At 42.8% G+C, this 25001-nt stretch carries 14 protein-coding genes; 6 read left to right on the top strand and 8 right to left on the bottom strand.

The window, feature by feature from the left end:
• Positions 1-61 precede the first annotated feature (61 nt).
• Positions 62-1432, bottom strand: a complete 1371-nt coding sequence (locus ACHUGF_RS01995) for a serine hydrolase domain-containing protein (protein WP_394129093.1) — start codon at positions 1430-1432, stop codon at positions 62-64.
• Positions 1433-1545: 113 nt separating this feature from the next.
• Positions 1546-2103, bottom strand: a complete 558-nt coding sequence (locus tag ACHUGF_RS01990; protein WP_394129092.1) for a PH domain-containing protein — start codon at positions 2101-2103, stop codon at positions 1546-1548.
• 243 nt (positions 2104-2346) lie between these two features.
• On the opposite strand from ACHUGF_RS01990, the gene ACHUGF_RS01985 reads away from it, so the two are divergent.
• Together ACHUGF_RS01985 and ACHUGF_RS01980 are read left to right on the top strand one after the other, a co-directional pair.
• Positions 2347-4935 carry a TonB-dependent receptor plug domain-containing protein gene (locus tag ACHUGF_RS01985; protein ID WP_394129091.1) on the top strand — a complete coding sequence of 863 codons (2589 nt, stop codon included), beginning with the start codon at positions 2347-2349 and terminating at the stop codon, positions 4933-4935.
• Positions 4936-5084: 149 nt separating this feature from the next.
• On the top strand, positions 5085-5723 hold the full coding sequence (locus ACHUGF_RS01980; protein WP_394129090.1) for a glutathione S-transferase family protein: 639 nt from the start codon (positions 5085-5087) through the stop codon (positions 5721-5723).
• Positions 5724-5849: 126 nt separating this feature from the next.
• Here ACHUGF_RS01980 and ACHUGF_RS01975 read toward each other — a convergent pair whose 3' ends face one another.
• The 4 genes from ACHUGF_RS01975 to ACHUGF_RS01960 all read right to left on the bottom strand — a co-directional run bounded on the left by ACHUGF_RS01975 (position 5850) and on the right by ACHUGF_RS01960 (position 10346).
• Positions 5850-6359 (bottom strand): DUF4447 family protein, encoded by a 510-nt coding sequence (locus ACHUGF_RS01975; protein ID WP_394129089.1) that lies wholly within the window; start codon positions 6357-6359, stop codon positions 5850-5852.
• 71 nt (positions 6360-6430) lie between these two features.
• Complete coding sequence (locus ACHUGF_RS01970) at positions 6431-6832, bottom strand: SMI1/KNR4 family protein (RefSeq protein WP_394129088.1); 402 nt, start codon at positions 6830-6832, stop codon at positions 6431-6433.
• Positions 6833-7137: 305 nt separating this feature from the next.
• Positions 7138-7923 carry a RelA/SpoT domain-containing protein gene (locus ACHUGF_RS01965; protein WP_394129087.1) on the bottom strand — a complete coding sequence of 262 codons (786 nt, stop codon included), beginning with the start codon at positions 7921-7923 and terminating at the stop codon, positions 7138-7140.
• Positions 7924-8255: 332 nt separating this feature from the next.
• Positions 8256-10346, bottom strand: a complete 2091-nt coding sequence (locus tag ACHUGF_RS01960; RefSeq protein ID WP_394129086.1) for a M13 family metallopeptidase — start codon at positions 10344-10346, stop codon at positions 8256-8258.
• 677 nt (positions 10347-11023) lie between these two features.
• Between ACHUGF_RS01960 and ACHUGF_RS01955 the strand changes: the two genes are divergently transcribed.
• The 3 genes from ACHUGF_RS01955 to rsuA all read left to right on the top strand — a co-directional run bounded on the left by ACHUGF_RS01955 (position 11024) and on the right by rsuA (position 13307).
• On the top strand, positions 11024-11467 hold the full coding sequence (locus ACHUGF_RS01955; RefSeq protein ID WP_394129085.1) for a DUF4339 domain-containing protein: 444 nt from the start codon (positions 11024-11026) through the stop codon (positions 11465-11467).
• A 62-nt stretch (positions 11468-11529) separates the two neighbouring features.
• Entirely contained in the window at positions 11530-12438 is a 909-nt protein-coding gene (locus ACHUGF_RS01950; protein ID WP_394129084.1) for a hypothetical protein, read from the top strand.
• A gap of 176 nt (positions 12439-12614) precedes the next feature.
• On the top strand, positions 12615-13307 hold the full coding sequence (rsuA, locus tag ACHUGF_RS01945; RefSeq protein WP_394129083.1) for a 16S rRNA pseudouridine(516) synthase RsuA: 693 nt from the start codon (positions 12615-12617) through the stop codon (positions 13305-13307).
• Positions 13308-13406: 99 nt separating this feature from the next.
• Here rsuA and ACHUGF_RS01940 read toward each other — a convergent pair whose 3' ends face one another.
• Positions 13407-18398 (bottom strand): S8 family serine peptidase, encoded by a 4992-nt coding sequence (locus tag ACHUGF_RS01940; protein ID WP_394129082.1) that lies wholly within the window; start codon positions 18396-18398, stop codon positions 13407-13409.
• A gap of 417 nt (positions 18399-18815) precedes the next feature.
• On the opposite strand from ACHUGF_RS01940, the gene ACHUGF_RS01935 reads away from it, so the two are divergent.
• Positions 18816-19763, top strand: coding sequence for a LysR family transcriptional regulator (locus ACHUGF_RS01935; protein ID WP_394129081.1), 948 nt, complete (start codon positions 18816-18818; stop codon positions 19761-19763).
• 95 nt (positions 19764-19858) lie between these two features.
• Here ACHUGF_RS01935 and ACHUGF_RS01930 read toward each other — a convergent pair whose 3' ends face one another.
• Positions 19859-24763: a S8 family serine peptidase gene (locus ACHUGF_RS01930; RefSeq protein ID WP_394129080.1), complete on the bottom strand. Its 4905-nt coding sequence runs from the start codon at positions 24761-24763 to the stop codon at positions 19859-19861.
• Positions 24764-25001 lie beyond the last annotated feature (238 nt).

Here is a 25001-nt window from a genome sequence, read left to right as displayed (position 1 = left end):
ATGATTAATAGCTGCGTATTATAACCTGAACACGAGCGAGAACAGAGTGTTTATTTTGTCATCATATTAATGATGACAATTGGCTATGCATTAAATGCCTAATTTGATCATGAATACTGAATACGCGTTCGATATCTTGCAGTGACCAAGAAGTGTTTTCCAAAATCACCAAATTGACGCCAAACTGCGGGTAATACACTTGTGTGCTGATGTAGCCGGGTACATAGCCTGAATGACTATACTCAGGCCCAAATGCAGTGTCAGAAATTTGCAGTCCAAAACCATAGCCCAGTTTCCCCCAACGATGCACACGCCTGACATGGGCAGTTATCAATTGGTGATAACTGACTTCACTCATCAATTGCCCCTGATGTAATAGCGAGTTCAATTGCGCGATAGCTTCTGGAGTCGCTTGCAGATAACCTGAGGCCAATTCGACCTCAGAAAAATGACTTGGGTTAAGCGGCACACGCTCATACCTTGCTGGTTCGGCTGTGATTGTTTGCTGAGTCGGCACCGCCTGTGTAGGTTGTGCTGGCTGCTCACTAAAAGGAGCGGCTAACACAGGATTTGCAGCTTGGATGTTAGCGAGAGTCCCAAAATCAGCGCGAATATCTAATTGATTCTCTATAGCAAAGGTTTGGAATACATCAGTTAAGGGTTGTTGATGGATATAACTTAGGATGTTACCCAGCAGCTGATAGCCTAAATTACTGTAGCGAAATTGCTCACCAGCAGGTGTATTGAGAGACAATGCATTATTGGTGATGCCTGAGGTGTGATTGAGCAGCTGTGAGATTGTTACATCTGAATGCACCCGATTACCTAATAACTCATTGGCCGGTTGATCGAGAGTCAGCTTGCCAGAATCAATAGCTTGCATAATTAACACCGCAGTCACTAACTTTGATAGTGAACCTATTATGTATTGGTGTTGTTGAAGTGACTTATGTTGAATAGGCTGAGCCTGCTCTTTCACTTTCTCTTGAGATGGGTCTTGAATCTGCAGAACTGAATCATGTTTAAGCTCAGGCACGCCTTGAGTGAGGTGATAGTTCAATCCGTTTTGTTGAGTCACCAAAATACTGCCATGAAACCCTCTTGGTGCATCCGTTAATATTTTCTGTATGCCTTGTCTAAGCTCTGCTTTAGATAGTGTATTTGATGTTTGAGCATAATGAGTATTTGATAATGACGAGCTTGTTGTTTTCGTTGCAGCCTGCTTACCCAAATTATTAGTTGCTTCATTTGCAGCGGTATTGGCACTGTTAATGCTTGTTATTCCAATCAAGGCTAGAGAAGTAAACAACAGCTTTAAAGACGTTTTTGGTGAATAATCTAGGTAGTTACAACATGTTAGTAAATAGGTTGGGGTAAGCCACTTTTTTATGGAAAAGTCGCTTAACCCAACGGGTAGAAATCTAGTAAGCATGAAAGCTTTGTCCTTAATGCAGGTGGTCATGCAAGAGGTGCAAGGTGATGTGCCAATGAAGGAGTGTCATTGTCATTTTTATCATGGAATAAGCTGTTTATTATTAACAGGTATTAGCTGGCATTAACGTCTTTATCCTTACAGATAGCTGCTTCAATATTGGCTAATGAGCGGCTAATTTGTTGTAAGTAGACTAAAGATTCATCAGGTATCCCTTTTGATGGCATTGTCGATGCCATGCTTTGGCTTTTCTCTGCGATTAACGCTTTTTGTTCGAGCACGCGAGCACGAAAATCACCCACGTCAACTAAACCGACAAGGTTAATTAACGCCCCGTTGCCTGACTGGCCTGCAGTTTCTACCGTTAATTTATGAATACCAAACAGGCGCATTAAAGGCCCTTGAATTAAGGCGAGATCAGTAATTTTATCCAAAGGTACGGTGTTCTCGGTGCGTTGTAAAATGCCTTTGCGGACGATCAGTTTCGTTTCGGTAAGCTCTGCACTCATATTGTTGATGTAGGTTTTGGTGAGCAGTAATCCAAGCGGAAACCAGATCAATAACAGCGGGATGCCTACGATTGTGATGGCGAGTAATATTGCGCCTGACATCAACCAATAGGTGCCTAAGTTTTTATGAAACTCTGCCGTTACGAGTGTTTTATCTTGCATGCAACATCCTTGCTGTATTAACTATCGATAACTCATACCCTATCAACTTTATCTGATAAAACCAGCCCAAATAAAATTTGTTTACATTACTTTTGCTAATTAAGTTAAATCTAAATTAATACTTTTGGCCAGATTGACAACCTTCCATTAATAGATAACTTAGTCACTGATTTATAAGAATAAATGGCTGTAGTATGTGGTAGTCATGGATGCACATTATTAAAACTGATTAAGGATAGTCACATGAAACATACATTTGTACGTAGCGCGTGCGCCATTGCCGTTGCGTTAGTTATGAGTCCTGTCGCAGTTGCTGCTGACGAAGATGTTGAACGCATTGAAGTAACAGGTACGCATATTAAACGTACTGATATGGAAGGCGCATCACCGATGTCGGTGCTGACAGCTGAAGATATCGCTCGCTCTGGTGCCCAAGACATATCACAATTACTGAGTAAACTACCTGAGTCCGGTAGTGGTACGTTCTCGACTCAAGGTAACAATGCTGATGATACTGCTAATGGTGGTGCAGCGGTTTCATTACGTGGCTTAGGCGCTGATTCAACCCTAGTGCTGTTAAATGGCCGCCGTATTGCGGTGTCATCGTTTGCAAAGTCAATTGATACCGCCTTTGTCGACATCAACTCCATTCCTATCTCGGCAGTAAAGCGCATTGATATTGTTAAAGATGGTGCATCTGCTACCTACGGCTCTGACGCTATTGCCGGTGTGATTAACATTATTCTGAAGAAAGATTTTGAAGGTTTTGAAGTGAACGGCAAGCTGGCTGAAACCGTGGAGGATGGCGGTGGTCAGCAATCTGCTTCAATGTTGTTTGGTACACAGTCTGCAGATGGTAAATCTCATACCACCATTATTCTCGATTACTTTAAAGAACGTGAAACCCTATTTGGTGACCGCGATTATTCAAAGTCAGCTGATCAAACCGCAAATGGTGGATCGGATTTTCGTTCATCAGCCGGTAACCCTGGTTCTTATATCCCTGCAACCATAGGTGCTGATGGTTCTATTCTGCCTAAGTCTGATCAATACAGTTGGATGCCCGATCCTAATTGCCCTGATGACAGGGTGAAAGGCCCTTACTGTCGCTATGATTACGCGCCAGTAATGACATCAACGCCAGAATCAAGCCGTGTCGGATTATCTGTTTTTCAGGATTACCAATTCAATGATGATGTAAAACTGTTTGCTGAAATGATGTACCAGCACAATGAAAGTGTGATTAAAGGTGCGCCAAGTCCATCATTTGGCGAATTTTACATGCTTAATGATAACCCGCTGTTTGCCAGTGGTGCTGCGGTTAACCCATTCCCCGGTGAAGACTTGACTATGCGCCGCCGCACGACTGAAACAGGCCCTCGACAAAAATCTGCAGAGTCGGATAGTGCTCGATTAGTGCTTGGGTTAAATGGTGCGTTATCTGATTGGGAATGGGAAGTGGCGTACACCTATTCATATAACCGCAACCATGAGTATGGCGAGCAAGGTTTTGTGTGGACACCGCGATTACAAGAAGCGATTAATGCTGGTGAATTCAACCCATTATCCACCACCCAACCAGATCATGTTATTGACGATATTAGTGTCAGTACCACGCGAAATGGCAAATCAACAACCCATGCGGTAGATGGGAAGATTTTTGGCGATCTTTTTGACATGCCAGCGGGGGCTGTTGGTATGGCTGTAGGTTTTGAATATCGCGAAGAGAAGCTATCTGATACCCCTGATGAGTTGTTTAAGCGCGGTGAAATTTTTGGTACAGAAGCTACCGAAGCCAGTGGTGAGCGGGATCAAACGTCTATTTTCATCGAGTTTGCCGTGCCATTAATGGAAAACCTTGAAGCGCAGCTAGCTGCACGCTATGAAGATTACAGCGATTTCGGTAATACCACCAATCCTAAAATTGCTTTGCGTTATACCCCGTTTGATAACGTGACATTACGAGCAAGCTGGGGTGAGGCTTTCCGCGCGCCATCTTTGGTGCAGCTTGGTTTAGGTTCAACCCAAGAATCGCCAGGGCTTGTGGATTCTGTACGTTGTCCATTAACACAAGCAGAAGAAGATTGTACAGCGCAAGAACGTACGGTTATTTTTTCAGGTAACCCTGACTTACAACCTGAAGAATCAACCTCGTACAACGTAGGTGGTGTATGGGCAATTACAGACCAATTAAGTGTTGGCTTAGATTATTGGAATTATGACCAAGAAGACTTGATCACTTCTGATACGCAATACTTGGTTGATACTCAAGGTGACAACCCAGATGTGGTTAAACGTGAACCGTCTTCAGGTGGCGTGCCGGGACGAATTATTGAAATCTATGACCAGTTTGGCAACTTAGGTAGTCAGAAAACAGATGGTGTTGATTTTGATATTAAATATCAACTAGAAACCGATGGTATGGGAGATTTTGGCTTCACCTATAACATGACATGGGTCAATACCTTCGATCAAATTCGTGAAGATGGGACTAAGCGAGAATTAGCTGGTGAATACCAACATCCAGAATATCGTTGGACTGCCGGAATGAACTGGGGCGTATCTGATTGGCAAGCCAGTGCACGAGTCAACTATATTGGCGAGTATATGGACAACATTGATGCAGGCGCTGATGGCACGATTGATGCCATGCTAACTGTAGATGCCAACGTCACTTATATTGGCTTACAGCAATGGAGCTTCACGCTTGGCTCTAACAATATGTTTAACCAAGAGCCGTCGTTTAGTGCCGCAGACTTTATGGGGTATGACCAAGCAACTCATTCAGCCATAGGTGCACTTTGGTATGTAAAAGCGAACTATCGTTTCTAATACCTGTTTTTAAAAACAATGACATTAAAGGTTTGCTAACACTGCATCTATTGTTGCTATGAGTGAAACAGGCTATCTTTAATCAACCAATAAAGCGGCGTAAGCCGCTTTATTTTTGTTTCGTTTATTTTATATGGCAGGGAGTCAACATGATTACTTTATATGGTACGCCAAAAAGTCGTGCATTACGTGTGTCTTGGTTGTTAGAAGAGTTAGGTGTTGATTGGCAATTTAGTTTCCTAAATTTTGCCAAAGGGGATAATCGCTCAGATTCTTTTTTAGCGATGAACCCTAGTGGCAAAATGCCCGTTATAACTGATGGCGACATGGTGGTTACAGAATCAGCTGCCATTATGCGTTACCTTGCGGAGCGATATGGTAATGGTGCCTTTTTACCTGAACCGGGTACAGAATCGGCTGCAAAGCATCATCAATGGGTGAGCTTTATTATCACTGAGTTAGAGCAACCTTTATGGAGTATGGGCAAGCATAGGTTTGCGTTGCCCGAAGAGCAGCGTCTTGCTGAAATGTTACCCGTAGCTAAGTTTGAGTTTGACAGAGCTGCTGCTATTGCTGAATCTTGGACACCTGAATCAGGTTATATTTTAGGTGACAAGGTGACCATTGCTGATATCTTACTGGCACATACCTTAATGTGGGCCACAGTATTTGAGCAAGATTTACCGCCTAAACTCACCGCCTTTAGAGACAGAATGCAACTTCGTCCGGCGCTAGGCAGTGTGTTAGCAAAAACGCAGGCGATAGCAGATGCGGCTTTGGCAGAATAAGGTTAGCGTTAAAGCCGATTGAGTCTGTATATGTGACTTGAAGGTGGCTTAGCGTCAATGCTATGAAAAAGGAAGCCATGTGGCTTCCTTCTTGCTGACAACTTAAACTCTATTTTATTGAAATATTTATTTCTCTGATAACTGAGTCGCGGCCCATTTCGCACGACTTTCACGGCTTTCGCTCATGTTGTTGTCAGCGCGGTATGCTTTGTATGCTTCCACGTCTAATGGGATTAAACTAACCTCAACATCCAATACAATTTTGCATTCTTTTTTAATGCGCCACGCAGCTGTATTGTACAGTTCAGTTAAAGGTAGTGAGCTAATAAATTCAGGGTTATATTGCGTGTAAACCGCTTGAGTTGGATAAACCACAAACGCTAAACGACGCTTTGGTTCTTTCTTAAATAACTCTTCAATGCCATCAGTGGTATTGAGCACCTGCATTTCGATAATGTCATCAATTTCGAGTAGTTTCTTTTGCACTTGTGCTGGCGCCTGAGTTTCACCTGCCTCCCATGCAATAACATCGCCATTGCTGGTATTGGTTAACTGAGCTAGTTGTTCAGTGGTTAAGGCAAATGATTGTCTTAAGCATTGCATTTCAATGGCGTTTAATAAGGTAATTTTTGACATGGATGCCTCTATTAAATTTGAATTTTTAATAACGTTTTAAAAGGGATGCTGGCTGTATATTCACTTAATGTTTAGTGCTCAAGCCAAATATCTTCAACCCAATCCCAAAATGACTCCCAAGGTTCTTCATTGAGTTCGCCATCTTGCCAAAAGTGGATTTGGCCTTCTTGATCGATACAGTAAAAATTATCGCCTTGTTGGCAAATGGCAATTAACTCTCTCGGCATCCCAATAGACCATGCATAGCTAGTCACTTCGGGTAAATAGGTATGAGAGTATGGGTCGGTGACTGTGACAGGCTCAATCGCGCCATAAATGACATCACTGGCAAATAATAAGTACTCTTTTAAGTCGTTAGGCAAGGGGATTAAGATTTGCTCTTCCACTTCCACTAGTTGCTCAAAGGTTGGGAGTTCTAATGGTACAGGTACCGATTCACTGACTTCTCGTAAATGATCAATAATTTCGTTCATGGTATGCCTAACGTAATTGAATGGCGTTAGCTTCAGCACTGTTATTTAGGCTGCTTAACGCGAATTTACATATTTCTATATGGGATTGCTGGTCTGTTATTTAACGCAGTTAGCCTTTGGTTAACCAAATAAAGATAGCTTCACCGTTGAGAAATTAATTTTGCGCGAGTATAGCAGATGCAAAGCAAAATGGGGGCAGATAAAAAAAAGCGCCCGTAAAGGGCGCAAGGGGATGATTCTGGGTTTCAGTGTTAGGTTATGAAGTTGGCTCATACTGCATTAGTCTGAGTTAAAACCTAAAACCATTAGGCTACATTGCTAAAACTGGCGTTGTTGATGCTTTGCCTTTTGTAAGTCAACCATGCTTTGTGGTAAAGCTTGTGCGAGTCTTGGCGCAGTTGAGTAATTTGGCTTAACTCATATTCTGATAGCGGTCTATGTTCAGTTTGTGCATTGGCCTCTATTTGCTGAATAGCAATGTAAGTGTCATGATCCGCGCCACTTTTGATATTCGCAATGTCGTTAAGGTGCAATTGTACTTCTACAATCATTTGCGTATCTGGCAATCTCACCAAGGTATTCAAGTCACGGTAACCTGATGGTTTTGGGTTAGCAAAACGGTTCTTAAGCTGGATCACTTCAGATCTTTGGGTAAGCTTTTTATAGGCGTACATCAAGCTTTCAACATCATCGGCCACAATACTGGCGCGGGCTAAATCGGTAATTTTACTCGCATCGCCACCTAATTTATGGGTCACTTTGTGTTGTGCTCGTTGATAGCTTTTTACCTCTGGCACAAGGGCTTGGGTGTACGTTTTATCGCTGATGTCATCCAAAAGATTGCTTAACTCAGCTTGTGCAGTTTTAGCCTGGAACATGAGCTCATTAAGGTTATCTGAGGTTTGTTTAGGTTGTTCACTACTAAAATCTTTCAGCGAAATTAACTGGTCTAATTCACTGCGAGTGGCTTGTTGATGATTGTAATTTGAAGGTGCGAGCGGGTTGGCTTTTACCTGTGGCGCTTGCGCGACTGCGCCGCGAGTGGTCAATAAAACTAAGAAGATAAATAGAGTACGAAATAATGCGACCATAAAGAAAACCCTTTACTCTGAAAGTGCATTCATTGTACGTCGAGTTATCTGAATCAAACCTGTACAAGCGTCCCAACTTAGATTAAATAATGTTTATTTATACCAATCGTAATAAATAACTGATCCCCCTAGCTTGTGAAAATACTCGATAACGGCGTTATATTTTTTTGGTTGTAGAATAAATACTTATCAAAAAAATCTGCCTTGTTCTCAAGCATTTTTTCTACGCTATTTTTGTTCATTTACTCATCGTGATTGGTATTATTCATATTTAAGACATAAAAAAGGCGCTGTTACTCAGCGCCTTATTGAAGTGAACTTGGCTATGCGTATTACCAGATTTTTACACGCTTTTCAGGTGCGATGTACATAGCATCACCTTCTTTTACGCCGTATGTTTCATAGAACTCAGGCATATTAGACAGTGCACCAATTGCGCGGAAGTGACCTGGTGAATGCGGGTCAGTTGCCACGCGGTTACGCAGCGCTTCCTCTTTCATTTTCACTCGCCAAATTTGGCTAAAGCCCATGAAGAAACGTTCATCACCCGTTAGGCCATCAATCACAGGTGCTTCTTCACCATTAAGCGACATTTTGTAGGCTTTATAGGCAATGGTTACACCTGATAAATCACCGATGTTCTCACCTAGGGTCAGCTGACCATTTACGTGTAGATCATCAAATACTTGGTATCCATCGTACTGAGCAATCAATGCTTTACCTTTTTTGGTAAAGGCGGCTAAATCTTCTTCAGTCCACCAATCGCGTAGGTTACCTTCACCGTCAAATTTAGCGCCTTGGTCATCAAAGCCGTGACCCATTTCATGACCGATAACTGCACCAATACCACCGTAGTTAACTGCGTCATCCGCTTCTAGGTTGAAAAATGGTGGTTGTAAAATTGCTGCTGGGAATACAATCTCGTTCATTGTTGGATTGTAGTAAGCATTAACGGTTTGTGGCGTCATGTGCCACTCACCTTTGTCAATTGGTTGACCTAGTTTAGCGATGTCTTTTTGATGAGAAAGTATAGATGAACGTTTAAGGTTACCCACAAGATCGTCTGCTGCGATAGTCAGCTTGCTGTAGTCTTCCCATTTGTCAGGGTAGCCAATTTTTGGATTAAACTTAGCTAGCTTATCTTTCGCAGCAACCTTAGTTTCATCACTCATCCAATCTAATGAATCAATGCTAACAGCGTATGCACCACGAAGGTTTTCAACCAAGTCGCTCATGCGAGTTTTCGCTTCAGGTACAAAATGACGTTTTACGTATACTTTACCGACAACTTCACCCAAGGTGCCACTTACCGTGCTCACACCGCGTTTCCAACGAGGTTGTTGTTCAGCTTGACCGTTCAAGGTTTTAGAAAAGAAATCAAAGTTTTCAGCATCTAATGCTTCAGACAGATAACTAGCGCTATGGGTTAGCACAGTCCATGTCATATATGTTTTCCAAGCGTCTAGGTCTTTGTTTTTTACAACCTCATTTAGGCCTTCAATAAAGCTTGGTTGGTTGATGATGATGTCATCTTGTACATCGCCACCTAATGCAGCTAAGTAGCCATTCCAGTTGATGTCTGGTGCTAGGTTAGCTAAATCTTTTACTAAGAATTTGTTATAGGTCTTAGAGCTATCACGGGTTTCAACAACATCCCAATGCTTAGACGCAATGGCCGTTTCAACGTCTAACACAGTTGCAGCCGCTTCTTTTGCATTAGGCAGACCCGCTAAGTCGAACATTTTTTCGATATGCTCTACATATTTCGCACGGATATTAACGAAGCGCTCTTCTTCGTTAAAGTAGTAATCTTTTTCAGGCAAGCTTAAGCCATACTGCCAAATATGTGTGGCATAGCGTGTTGAGTCTTTGGCATCAACATTGACATAAAATGCCAGTGGAGTACCGCCACCATTGGCTTGGTTTTCACCAAAGTAAGCGGTTAATGCTGCTTTATCTTTGAGCGCTGCAATTTTGGCAAATTCAGCTTGAATTGGGCTCACGCCAAGCTTGTTAAGGGTGTCAACATCCATAAATGAGCGATACAAGTCTGCTACTTTTTGCTCATCAGTACCCATTTTTAATTCTGCAGACGCGCTAACATCTTCAATAATCGCTTTTACATCATCACGAGCTTTTTCACGAAGGTCGTAAAATGCACCAATGTTTGTGCGGTCGCCTGGGATTTCAGCCGTATTAATCCAGCCACCGTTAACGTATAGATAGAAGTCATCTTGTGGACGAATCGTTTTATCCATGTTGTCGAAGGTGATGCCTGAAGTTAACGCTTGTTCAACGGCTGCAGCAGCTTGGGTTTTTACTGCTTCAGGTGCGGCTTGTGTGGTAGCCGTAGTGTCTGAGTTGCATGCCGTTAGACCTGCGATTAATGAGGCGCAAAGTCCGCCTATAACGCGTTTTCTCATGTTGTTTCCCTTGCTTGTAATGATAAAAACCTAATTGAAGGTTTGAAAATCCCTGACGAGATGTAGATGCTTTTGCTTGGCTGATTGCTGTTAAAGTTAGGCTTTATTGGAGAAATGACTCCGGCTAACTCACTGAACAATTTAGTGAAGCAGCATACTTTGTGACTGACATGTTAATGGCTTTTTGTGCTTATTAACAAGGGCTGCATAAGGTTATTGTGATTTTTTATGTCACTAGGTGTAAATAAAGCTCATCAACAAGGATGTAAGTAACCTTAAGTGTATGAACTTTATTGATATAAATTCTACTGCATAATGAGAAATAAAATAGCAGGCAGGTATGTAAATGATTTTACTCTAAGTCGTTGTGAGTATTAATAACTCATCGTATTAAAAATGAGAAAATGATTATAAAGACATACAGGATTTTATATGCAAAATCCCGCCCCAATTTATAATTAAGTTATTCCTATGCTTGTGCATTATTGATACAAATCAAGTTATAGAGCAAAAACTCAGCTGGCCTATGGCTGCGTTACTCGATGTAAGGTAATGTTGCCTGATTGTACTGATATATTGTGCCAACTTCATTTCATCATTAGGCAGCCATCTTCGTGTTCTTTGTCTAAGGCATCACAGCAGTATGACTTTATAAAGTAAATCATTTAGCACTATTTATGGATAAGAGTGTAGTTATGCAAGAATGGTACTTCTCAAAGGATGGCGAACTTCTCGGGCCGTTAACGCTGACAGAGTCAATCGCATTTGTTCAAAAATACCCCAACACTTATGCTTGGCAACCCAATTATACTCATTGGCTGCCAGTGAGTGATATTGCTGCTTTCAAAATGGCGCTCAGCCCACCTCCGCCCCCACATGATGTTCCACAAGATTTAATTGATAGCCTATCTGCAAAAGAGACAGCACTGAATACGTCTTTAAGCCGGATTGAGTCAGCATTGCAAACGATAGACGCCTCACTCGACGATTTAGATCGTGATACCACACGAAGCAAAGACAAGACTCAACATTTGAATGAGCAAGTTGCTGCAACAATCAAGAGTATCAGTGAGCAATATAAGGCATTACAGAAAACCCTAGCAGATGCCTCAAATTCATAACTTTGCTTAGGCGTATAGCAACGCTTAAGCAAGAACAACATGACTAATAAAAGAATAGAAAAATGAAGACTTGGTTTTTGTCAAAAAATAAAAGTGTTAGCGGGCCATTTTCAGCGAATGAAGTGATTGAGATAGTTGAAAATGATGCACAATATTATGGGTGGAACCCTAGCTTTAGTCAGTGGAAGCCGGTGGGGATTATTTCTGAGTTTGCCAGCCTTGTACCTGCACTTGCGCCACCTGCGCAAATTTCTCAAGTTGTTATTGATGAATTCATCAGCAAGAAAGCATCTATTCAAGTTCACATAGAATCTTTACAAGCACGTATTAAGATTACGCAAACATACTTGAATGATTTTGAACAACAAGTCAATGAATACAAACGCTTAACTGCCAATTTAAACGAAAGCATGAAGAGCAACATCAATCCTTATGTTCAGCACTATAAAAATTATCATCGTATCTATGATGATTTAGTTGCGGCATTAGCGATAGCAAAGCGTGAAGCTCGTGAGGTTGTATTAGAGTTTGATAAGCGCATGGCATTAAGAGACATAGAAGCGTTAGTTAACTCAGCCATCGTACCTATGCCTATTGGTGAACTTGAGCAAGAGCTTGGGTTTAAACAAGAACTCAAGCCAAAGTTAACACAAGCCGATTTGAATCAGAGCGAAGCGCCAGCTAAAGATGAATGCGATAGCAAAGTGACAGGGTTAGATCCCGTTGCGCAGTCACCTAAAAAATCTGGTTTAACAGGTATGTTTAAATCCGTATTTAAGACCGATTCTAAACAGGAAAAAGTGAAGCCTGAATATATTGCGCCGTCAGAGGCGCCATCGCAACAGCAGGGGATATTGGAAAGCCCTGCTGCAGAGTCATCTGGTGACGCTGAGGAAGAGAAAGCTAATAAAGATGCAGCGGGTTCTCCTCATTATTGGGATATGTTGCAATCGCCTCGGACAATTTATTAATTGCCACTCTAGTGTAAAGCTTGCTGATATGGTGTTATTGGCAAGCTTTATTGAATGTCATTCCCCTCAAAGTAGCCCCTTGTTAAAGCCCGTCACTGGAATAAAAACATAAGATAGCTTTATGTCATCAAGCGCATCCATCATAATAGCGGCAAGTAAATTGGTAGGGTAAAAATGTGAGATTAGATAAGTTCATTTGTGAAAGCACCGAGTTAACCCGCTCAATGGCTAAAAAGCTATTGAAGTCAGGTGAAGTTACCTGTGATGGTGAGGTAGTTAAAGACCCAAGCTTTAAAGTATCAGCCGATATGTTGATTGAGGTTGATGGCAATGAGCTCACGTTAATTGGTGAGCGTTATATCATGATGCACAAACCCGTCGATACCATTTGCTCTTCTATAGATGAAGAATATCAATCGGTATTTAGTTTGATGGACATTGAAAAGCCAGAAGTTTTACACATTGCAGGGCGGTTAGATGTGGACACGACTGGGCTGATTTTAATCACCAGTGATGGCAAGTGGTCACATAAAATTACCTCGCCTAAAAAAGATTGCGGTAAACGCTACCTTGTAGAAGTTGCCGACCCCTTAACGGAAGATTTGGTTGAGCTGTTTAAACAAGGCCTCGAATTAAGAGGCGAAGATGGTTTAACAAAACCAGCTATTTTAGACATAGTTGATACGCATCAAGCGAGATTAACCATTAGCGAAGGTAAGTATCATCAAGTTAAGCGTATGTTTGCCGCAGCAGGTAATAAAGTTGTGAATTTGCACCGTGAAGCCATAGGGCATATTGAGCTGGACCCAGAGTTGGAAGAGTGTGAATGGCGCTATTTAACGGATGAAGAAGTCAATTCAGTCAAATAAACTGCATTAAGCTAATTGAACATAAAAAGGGCTTTCAAATGAAAGCCCTTTTTGATGCTTTGTCAATTAACACAAGTTAATTGCGATTGCAGATTTAGATTAGTGCTTACGGCGTGCTGCGCCTACTAGACCTAGCATCATTAATGCTAACCAACCTAAGCTACCGCCAGAGTCTGAATCCTCAGTGACTGTTTCTTCGGCAGGCGCTTCAGGTGTGACAGGTTCAATGCCATCTGAATTAACTGTCAGCATAAAGCTAGTGCTCGAAGCATCAGATGGGTAAGCCATGTCGCTAACAGTGACAGTCACTTCCGTGGTGCCATACCAATCTTGCTCAGAAGTAATGCTAAATTGGCTACCTGAAGTGTGGCCTTCTATCATTGCGCTGATATGGGCACCAGTAACACTGATAGTATTGCTGGTGTTTTTCAGATCGTTGTAAATCACCACTAACCCTTCAAGCGTGCTGTTTTCAGCCATCGTCATATCAGCCATAGCTGCAACGCTGATATTGGTAGGTGTCGATAATTTATGTTCGACAGTGATCATCTCTGAATCGGCGTATTGAGAATCAACTTTCACCATAGATTCACTACCGGCTGCTTCATTTGACACGCGAGCAGAGAAGCTAATCTTCACCTCAGTTTGCTCTGGACCACGATAGTCTGCACATACCACCATACCTTCAGTGACTTTCTCATCGACATCGTTAAAGGCAAAGCCATCATTGAGATAACCGTATACAGGTCCATAGTAACCACGCTCACCCCAGAAACCATGAAGGCCAATGGAACCAAAGTGGTCATTTGCTGACTTCAAAGTTTTATAGGCAAATACTATTTCAGGTGTTTCAGGCGCAAAATCTAATTGAGTCGCAATAACCGTCTGAATATTAAACTCAGCATTGGGATCCGGATTATTATTACCGACTAACCAGTTGGCTAATTCTTGGCCACCATTCCACTGGAAAATGTAGTGGTTGTCAGTAATGACACCATATACCGCGTTTTTCCATTGCAGTGTCGCAAAATCAAAATATGCTTCTGGCATCCCCACATCACCGCGCCATAGTGGCGCAACTATCGTGTCAGGGAAAGCTTGGAAGTGTTCATCAAAAGCGGTGTGCTGGTTAAAGAACAATGGCATAGGATCAAATTGGACAAAACCAAATGGTGAAATCCCTAAGAAATCTCGGCTATATTCTTTTGCATTACCGTATAAAGGTACGTGTGGTAAGCCATTTTGTTCCATCGGCAGATAGATGGCATTACGTGGATGACCCGAAATACCTAAATGGTCTGCTCCAGTCGCACCAACATCATAGAAGGTAGGATCATCACCATATGGCACTCTACATGTTGCATCTTCAAGGTTAGTTGTGAATACATAGTGACGAGGCATGTCTGCAGAAGAGGCCTGAACGCCATTGAGGTTGATGACATTTCCAGCAATGGTTGCGCCATCACCAAAATCACTAATACCACCTAGGGTGATAGAGTCTTCAATGATTTGCAGTCCTGCACTTAGCTCAGTATTGATGCTAAATTCGCGCTCTCCAGCCAGTAGGTTTGGCGCGAGAGTTACTGTAAAGTCAACAATATCACCAGCTTGCGCAGCGGTTTGACTTGACTCAATGTGAGTATCATTACCTTGGTGTGATAGCTTAACCGCGAAGCTGCCTAAGTTATCAGCATTGTAGGCATCACTGCCTAAGGACATTACGCCATAGTAAATATCACCTTCCTGTGCATCCTTAATATCATAGTTTAGCTTCAATTGAACCGGTTCAAGACCATCACTTGATGTAGGACCTTCAACTGAAAGGTTAGCTTCGTCAGTGTCAGCAACAATAGCAAGGCTCATTTTAAATGGATCGGCATTGTCTTTAGGATCTTCAGACAACCACTTCCAGTTTGCAGCAATTGCCCAGTAGCGACCAGGCATAGGGTTATTTATCGCACAATAGTCACCCGCGTCTGTGTACGAGTAACAAATAGCCTCATCATTCCACTGCAGTTCATTATCATTGTTGACATCCATACCTAAATCTAGCGATGTATAAGTATGCTGAGGATCTGCACTGACAACTTCCCAAACCACTCGTTGAGTACCTTCAGGCACTTCAAAGAAGATAATTTCAGCACCTGGATCATTCTGAATGTCTTCAACTGTTAGCCCTGATGAATAGTCTCTGACTAATGCACCTTGTAAATTGAAATTGTAGAATTGACCTTTAACTAAGCCAACTGTGCTGGCATTTAGTTCAAGAAACTCATCAGCTTGGAAGGCTGGAGTTAACGTATGGCCTTGCTGACGGTGAATAATGCCTTTGACTTCTTTAGGTAAGTTGTCTGGAGCATACCTCACACCGACAGGTAAATGCTGTAGTGGCATAGTTTCTGATTCTGGTGTAATAACCACATCACCAAACAATTGGATTTGAGAGGTATCTGCACCAATAGCTTCTACTTCCAGAATGTTAGCCGTTAAACTAATGGCTTGTGACTCGCCAGCTTTTAGAGTGAAGGTTTTAGGCGAAACCTCAAGGTGAAGCATATCCGCACCTTGCATTTCATTGGTGAGTGCTTCTACATTCCATGTACCATCCTGAGTCGCAGTGACGACTCGCATCCAGCTACATTGGGTTTCACAATTATCGTTGTAGAAATAAGGCAGGTTCAATGTATGAATATTACCGCCATTTTTAGGGTTAGCTGCACGGTAATTGCTAGCCGTTTCATCGAGCAACAAACCTGCATTATTGGCGCGTGATACATTGATCACACCACTACCGGCATCCGAATACCCTGCCGCAACTGGATCGTATGGGTGTCTGTCACGTGAACGTGTGACACCATCAATAGATGCTGTTGTCATCAACGCCGACTGAATTTGTGCAGGAGTCCAATCAGGGTGTGATTGTGTAAGTAATGCCATTGAACCAGCAACATGAGGAGCTGCCATTGAAGTGCCACTGATAGCCGCGTAGTCTGCTGGCAGACCAAAGGCACTAAATGGCATTTCATCAGCCCATGCAGCAAATACATTAACGCCTGGTGCAGCGAGATTAGGTGACATCACATCTGGCGCTTCAAAGTTTGGTCCGCGCGATGAGAAGTCGGCGACATAATCCGCTAAATCAGCTTTTACGACAACCTCTGATGCAGTAATGGTTAATACATGATTACTGCCTTGTGCTAACCAGTCTTGTAAACCATAGTTTTCGTTCAAGGTATAGTGACCATAATAACTATTGTAATCTAGGTGGATACCTGGAATGGCAAACGGGTCGTTATTGACGGTGTCATTTCTATCGGTGTTATATAAGATAAAACCACCTGCGCCACCAGCCATCACGTTATCTGCTTTTGCTACGCGGGCAATTTCACCGCGCTGACAAACAACAATAGGGGCTTTATCAAACGGGGTGACGCCATCTGGCATCATATCAAAAAAACCTGCTTCAAAAGGTTCATTACACATCTGATATTCACTACCGTAAGCCGCAGCCTCAACTACCGGGCCTGTGTACTCACCCGTGATCCCGCCGCCAGACATAGCAACTAAGTCTTGCTCACCGCCAGATGAATTAGACACCATTTTACCTTCAACGCTAATGGCGCGACCATGGGTTGATGCGGCCACAGAAGTTAACCAAGGTGAAAGGTGGTCAATTGCGCCTCTTGCTTGACTAGCATATTCTGGATTGTATGAGTTACCAGCAGATGCAGCGACAGAAATCCCTGCTTCACGAGCGGCTAAAAAACCAAGCTCCATCGGGTCTTCCCAAGGGAATGAGCCAAACGTACTACCAATAGAATAGTTAATCACATCTACACCATCAGCAATGGCATCTTCAATACCTGCTAACAATGCCGAGCCGGGACATCCACCAAATGTTTCTCCATATGAGCCATCACCTTGGTGACACACTTGGTACATAATGATATTGGCGTGTGGTGCTACGCCTGACACTTCTGCAAAAACTAAACCTGTGGGTACACCATCACCCATTTCGCCGGGGAGGGGAACGACATAATCAATATTTTTTAGCACATTACCTGCAGCTGTTGATGCGGTATGTGAGCCGTGGCCATTATAGTCTTCACCATTTGCCGGTCGCTTTGGTTCTTTAACTTGCCATGAAGGAATTTCAGGTTGGAAAACGGGGTCACTATAGGTGTCGGTGATCACCTCATAAGAGCGCACGCCAATGAGTTTGTCGTTACACATACTGGCAAAGGCTTCTTTCTCACAATCACCTAAATAGTTGTCGTATCGACTCGGCATTGTGTGTACATAACCGTCGCCACCCACTTCGGCAAACGAAGGATGGTCGGTATTGACACCTGTATCTAATACACCAATAACAATACCTTCACCCTTATAGGCTTCATCAGATGTGTTACCCAGCCACATGCCGTCAGCACCAATATGTTTTGGGCCGGTGTCAGTATGCAATTGGTATACTTTTTCGAGAGTGACGTTTCTTACACCCGCTAATGCAGCAACTCGCTGAGCTTCTTCTTGTGTCATACGCATTGACATACCATTGAATGCCAATGAATAACGATGAAGTAACTCAGACTGTCCAGCCGTCAAGGAGTCAACTTGGCTGATGATATTGTCTTGCTTCTGCTTTAGATACTGATTGTATTGTATTACTGCATTGCTGTTGAGGTTGAGTTTATTATGTTGGCCAGGGCTGAGCATAGCTGGCACCGTACTCATTGACGGAGATGTCGCTGCTAATTGGTTAATCCCGCCGCGATACAAAGACACTGGAGTATCGGCCAATTCAATAATATAGGTTTGAGTGCCTGATATATCTTGATTGAACTGAAAAGGGACTTTTTCAGAGCTAGCTTGAGCTATCGCTCGGTGAACATTCGTTTTGTGGCTATTGTTGTTGATTTGATCAGTGCCATTACGATTTCTATTGTTATATAAATCTTCATTGAGTTTTAAAATGGCATCTGTGATTTCAATCGAGCGCATATTATAGTCTTGTGGCGCTGACGCGACCACTATGCCTGAAGCAACGCTGTAGAGCGCTGCAGCAGTCATCAGACTGAGTTTCTTTAGTTTCATGCAGAGTCGTCCTTTTTATTGTTTTAATCGCGATCAGTGTTTACATCGCTTTAACATTGTTGACTCTCTGGTTGTTTTCTCTCCAATAACATTGCTTCATTCTTTGATACATAATGTGCATTGTTAGTATGTGTTTGACACAAGTTGGAAAGTAGATTGTTATCTATGTAGTGCCGCTTTTATATTTCATAAGTTATTGGTGTGAAACATATATAAGCTGATTTATTTATGAAAAATTGATTCTATCCCACCCATTATTCTGTTCAAAAAATACTCACATTTGATACAAAATTTAACATCAGCTTAACGTTTATTGCTTGTTTGTCGGATTTCATTTGATAGGGTTTCAGTTCCGAATGAAAATGTATTAAAAGTTTGCAATGGCATGTATTAACACTGTGATTGAGGAATCAATATATGGAGCTGCGTCAGATTAAACACTTTGTGCTGTTAGCAGAAATAAAGCATTACAACAAAGCGGCACGGATCCTAAATATCACCCAGCCTACTTTAACAAGGAGTATTCAGCGGTTAGAAACCTTGGTTGGTGGGCAGCTACTGGTGAGAAATGCAAAAGTTGTTTCACTGACGACATTAGGCATTGTCGTGCTAAAGCATGGACAACGATTACTAAAAGAATCGCAAGAACTCGAAGAGCAGGTGACGCTATTTCATGGTGTTCACGATGCCTGTTTACGAGTTGGCTCAAGTCCTTTACCCGCTAATAATTTCGTTGCGCCAATTGTTGGCAGTTTTATGCAGGCTTTCCCCAACTTGAGTATTGATGTTTCAGTTGCTGATGGTAAAGATCTTTACCAAATGCTATTGAGACACGAGTTAGATTTTTTTATTGCAGAGAGCAAAGTCACTCAACTTGAGCATGACTTTTTATTGGATATCACACCATTATCTCCATTCAAAGCTGTGTTTAGTTGCCGCCGTGATCACCCCTTAATTGGGCAAAAGCGATTATTCTTGCCTGCATTACGTGACTACCCATTGGCCATTCCTAAACATTTACCGCTGGCAGTACAGCAAGAGTTTGGTGATTTATTCAATGTTAAGCGTCATGACTTTTCTGGGTTAGTGCGATTTGAACACTTCCCAACGATACAAGATGCCATGTTAAATAGTGATATTGTGGCACTGACCTCTGAAATCGCAGTGAGAAACCTCATTGAACAAGGAAGCTTGGTGCAATTATCGCCTTTGTTGATGCCAGAGATTTATGCCGAATTTAGTGTAATTTCACTTCGAGGGAAAAAACAAACTGCGCCAGCAATAGAGTTTATTGAATGTTTACTGTGTCAGGCTGCCAGTGTTAGAGATACGCTAACCAATGAAACTAATGAGTCCGTTGCTTAGTATTGAGTGTTAAATACATAAAAAGGGCTTTCAAATGAAAGCCCTTTTTGATTCTTTGTCAATTAACTCAGGTTAATTGCGATTGCAGATTTAGCTTAGTGCTTACGGCGTGATACGCCCACTAAACCCAGCATCATTAATGCTAACCAACCTAGGCTACCGCCAGAGTCTGAATCAGTTTCAGGTTCTGGTGAAGGTGTCACAGGTGCTGTTGGTTCAACACCGTCAGAGGTCACTGTTAGCATGAAGCTAGTGCTGGCCTGATCGTTTTGGTTCGCGGCATCCATCACTGTTACTGTGATTTCAGTTTCACCATACCAATCAGTATCTGGTGTGATAGTAAAGCTCATATCATCAACCTCGATTGATACGTTATCACCCGATGCCATCATCGCAACCGCACGGTTTTCACTGTGCATGTATTCAACGGTTAATCCTTCCATCACGGTATTTTCAGCCATGGTGTGGTTAGCCATTTCAAATACGGTAATGTTGCTGCTCACAGGAACCGTTACCGATTGCATGACAGTGTTAGCATCAGTTAACGTTGAAGTTAAGCTAACTTCATTGTCGCTACCAACTGCTGCATTGTTCACCATTGCTGAGAAACGTGTTACCAGACGGGTACTTTCAGGACCTTGGTAGTTAGCACATACCACCATATCACTGGCTAACTTCTCTGGTTCATTGACTGCGTATTCATCAAAGTTATAACCGTTAACTGGGTAGTAGAAACCACGTACACCTTCATAACCTTTAAGGCCTACAGTATGTTTACCCTTATCCTCATTCATGTCTTTGTACGCGAACATAATTTCATACGTGTTAGGCGTGAAATCAATGTCTGCTGACGCTAACATGGTGAACTCATAGTGGGTGTTGTAATCGACTTCATTACCCCATGGACCAGGAATCGAGCCATACATGCGTTTCCATTGGATAGCTAGATACTGATTTTGATTAAGTGCAGCAGCGTAAACGCCATACTCATATGGAGTAAAGGTAGCCAAGTCCATTCCAGATTGGTTGATGGTTACTCCATTTTTGAACCAGAACGGAGCAACCAATAAGTCACGTGCACCGTCCCATTTCAAAGACTCACCAGGTAATGAGAATAGGGCATGCGCATCAAATCTCATTAAGCCATCGCCTTGAATGGTGATGATGTTGTCGGTATCTTCAGCTGCTACACCATATAATGGAATGTGTGGGAAGTATTTGTCATAACCAATATAGTCTGGCACTTCAAAACTTTGGTCCCACTGATTACTAAATCCTGGCAATTGATCAACACCAATAGCTTGCAAGTCAAGGAAATGGGTTGCATCAGAAAACGGTAGGCGACACATTTCATCTTCAAGGCTAGTGGTGAACTCATAACGGCGTTCAGAATCTCTTGATGAGGCTTGGATACCGCTAATAGAAACTTGGTTTGCTTCTACTGTGGTTTCAAGTGTTTCAAAGAATTCATTACCGCGCACTGAGTCAGCGATTAAGGTCATGCCTTCTGGAAGCATTACATTGAGGTTCACTTCACGTTCTAAACCGTTAAGGTTAGCTTCGTGAACAACTTCAAAGTCGACAATATCACCAACTTGAGCACCTGTATGACTGCTATTTAGTATCACTTCATCTTCGGTTCGGGTAAGGCGCAATGGTAACATGCCAATGTCATCCAAGTTTGCAGAGTCCGTTCCTAATTCGATAACACCATGATAAATATCGCCCTTAGCAGCATCTGGCATGTTCCAATTAATTGCTAGGTTAACTGGGTCAAAACCATTAGATTCAACGCTATCAATGGTGACTTCAGAGCTTACTTCGTCACTGACCATGACTAGGTTCGTCACAATGCGATTCGCTTTATTATATGGGTCAAACCAACCTTGGCCCCATTTCATATTAGTCACGGTATACCAGTATTGACCGGGCTCTGGGTTATTGATGGCGCAGTAGTCTCGTAAACGCCAATCTGAGATACAGATTGCCTCATTGCCCCAGTGGATTTTGCCATCATTATTGACATCACGACCAAGATCTAATCGAGATGCGTATCTGACCTCATTATCCTCATCGGTGATTTCTACCACGAGTCGCTTAGTCCCCTCCGGTACCGTAAACATACGGTAGCCCATTTGAGTCTCTGCAGTAGGTAATGAATCTTCAAGCTCCCATGGCCATAGTTCACTCATTTTTAAGTGGTATTCTTTTGACTCACCCATACTCATACCATAGACGGTGGCGGCTACCGACGATGAAACTGGTAACACCATATCCGTTGTCAACATAGTGCCTTGTTCACGACCAAATTTTGCATGAACATTTACAGGCATGTCAGCTTTCTTATAGGTGGTGATCACCGGGATACGTTGAACAGGTTTGCTAGTATCACTAGGTGATAAGGTTAATTTACCGTAAAAATTATAACCATCGCTGTTACCCGCGCCGAGTGGTGAATCTGATTGAAAATCAAGATCAGGTAATTTAGCCGTCACCATTATACGCTGGGTTTCTCCTGCTTGCAGGGAGAAACTTGCTGGAGTGACGGTTAAGTCTAATAATGAAGCACCAATATAGCCCATTTCTTCTGCAGTCACATTCCAACTACCATCTTCGGTTGCTGTAACTGTTCTGAACCAGCTGCAGCTTCCTTTACAGTCACGATTAACAATATATGGCGTGTTGAGCATTGATACGTCACCACCAGCCATTGGGTTAGCGTTGGTGTAGTTTTCAATGGTTTCATCAAGCAATAAGGTCGCATTAACTGCTGCGGCCACATTAATGACTCCAGCGCCACCTTGATCGTAACTAAAGTTAGATTCTGTTGCGGTTGTGGTAAGTGCGGATTGAATTTCCGCAGGGGTCCAATCCGGGTGGGCATTTTTAATTAATGCCATTGCACCAGCAACATGTGGTGATGCCATTGAAGTGCCGCTAATCGCTGCCCAGTTCATACCATAACCATCAAGCGTAAATATACGGTCATTCGCGTAAGCGGCAAACACGTCTACACCTGGGGCTGCAACGGTCGGCGCCATCACATTTGGGTTAGTTGTGCTTGGTCCACGTGATGAGAAGCCAGCAAGTAAATCTGCTTCGCCCATTTCAGTATAAAGTGACGCATCACTTAGACTGGCACGATGACCAGTACCAGAAGCTAACCAGTTAAGAAGTTTCGTCCCGTCATTAGCGCCAACATGTGCAGTTGGTAATGGGTAGAAATCTTCTACTTTAATGGCTTCGTAGACAGGAAATTCCCAATCTTGTTGGATATTATACAGGATCATCCCACCTGCACCGCCAGCCAAAATGTTATCTGCTTTTGCTGCTCTAGGTTGGTCGCTACGTTGACATACCACAATTGGCATCTCTGTTAATGCACTGCCATCAGGGTAAGCGGTAAAGGTATTTGCAGCAAAAGGTGTATCACAACTTGCATTGTCGGCGTTGTAATCGGCCGCTAATACGACAGGTCCTGTGTATGCACCAGTGATTGATGCCGCACTCATAGGCCCATAGGGGCTAGGGCTCTCATCACCACCTTCAAAATTATCAATGGTTTTTGGGTTGGAGGTAATAACACGACCATGAGTTGTAGCGGCAACTGTGGTAACCCAAGGTGATACATGATCCATCCAGTAGTCACCTGCATTACCTGCTGATGTCGCGACAGAAATCCCCGCTTCACGGGCTGCTAAGAATGCGAGTTCGGTAGGCGCTTCCCAAGGGAATTGCTCTGCACCACCGATAGAGTAGTTGATCACATCTACGCCATCGGCAATCGCATCATCGATGGCTTTCAAAGTCGTTTCTTGAGGACAACCAGAGTAAGGTGCGTTGCCACCACCGGCCCAACACACTTGATATGAAATGATATTTGCATGGGGGGCTACGCCTGATACGCGAGGGAAAACAAGATCAGTGTCACGACCTGTAATCTCATCGCCGTATCCCGCTTCTGAAACTTGGTATGCGATATCAAATAACACGTTACCAGCAACCGTTGATGCGGTGTGTGAGCCGTGTCCGTTATAGTCTTCACCATTTGCTGGGCGGGCTCTATCCCAGCTTCCCCACCAGCCTTCACCTTTAAATGCAGGGTCACCATAAGTATCAGTAATTTCAGTGTAAGAGCGAATACCAATTAGCTTGTCATTACACATGTCGGCAAATTCTTCGAGCTCACAATCACCGATATAGTTGCCTGAACCCATCGGATTCACAATGGCAACACCATCGTCACCCATTGCGGAAAAAGATGGATGGTTAGAGTTAATGCCAGTATCTAGAATACCGACTTTTATGCCTGCACCAGTAAACTCAGTGCCCTCAGTGACATTACCATTCCAGATTTGGTCAGCACCGATATGCTGCGGCCCGACATCTGTATGTAATTCTTGAACAATAGAGCGGGTTACGGCTTTAACGCCGTTTAAGTTCGCAACTTTAGCGGCTTGAGCTTGGGTTAATTGCATACTCATACCATTGAATGCGTATTTGTATGATTGGCGGATATCGGCAGCGACACCAATCTTAGTGCTAATTTCAGATTGGATACTGGCTTGTTGGTTTTGCAGGTAGTTTACGTAACTGCGACTTGCACTTGATTGTGTATTTACTTTGGCTTTGGTCTGCTTACCAAACTGTTGTGTGGTGATGGCAGGTGCTGTAGCAGAGTAGCCTGCAATGCTACCGTCATAGGTTGCAACGGGCTGATCGGCAAGTTGAATAATATATGTATGTTCACCCGCGGCTAAATCAGCCTCAAAATGAAACGGCGTTTTTGCATCAGTACTTATTGCGCGATGTTGGTTAGGGCCTAAGGTGATACCTTGGCGATTAAGTCGCTCGCTGGCGATTTGCTGCATTTGTTGATATTCCTCATTTGAAATATCAACTCCTTTTATTTCCATGTCTGCCAAAGCAAGCGGAGCATTAGGCTGCGTAGCAATGGCTGCAGCTCCTGCACCAGCAGCATACATTGCTGCTATGGTCATCAGGCTTATCTTTTTTATTCTCATTAAAACCTTCCCGTTTTTGAATTAAACGTACTTCTGTGAAAAGTTGCGTTAATTTTTTGCTGCAAAAGTGAGTGGGCAGCTACTAGATTGTTAAGCTTTTGTATCAGCACAATCCAATAGGGAAAGGGTATAGCTTGATGTAATGAAGGTATTTTGCGAACACTGTGTTTTTGTTTTCGACTTAATTATGTTATAGAAAGCGCGAAAGGCTTGG

Source organism: Shewanella maritima (assembly GCF_043643735.1).
In the GTDB taxonomy this organism is placed as follows: domain Bacteria; phylum Pseudomonadota; class Gammaproteobacteria; order Enterobacterales; family Shewanellaceae; genus Shewanella; species Shewanella maritima_A.
This window is presented reverse-complemented; position numbering and strand designations above follow the sequence as displayed.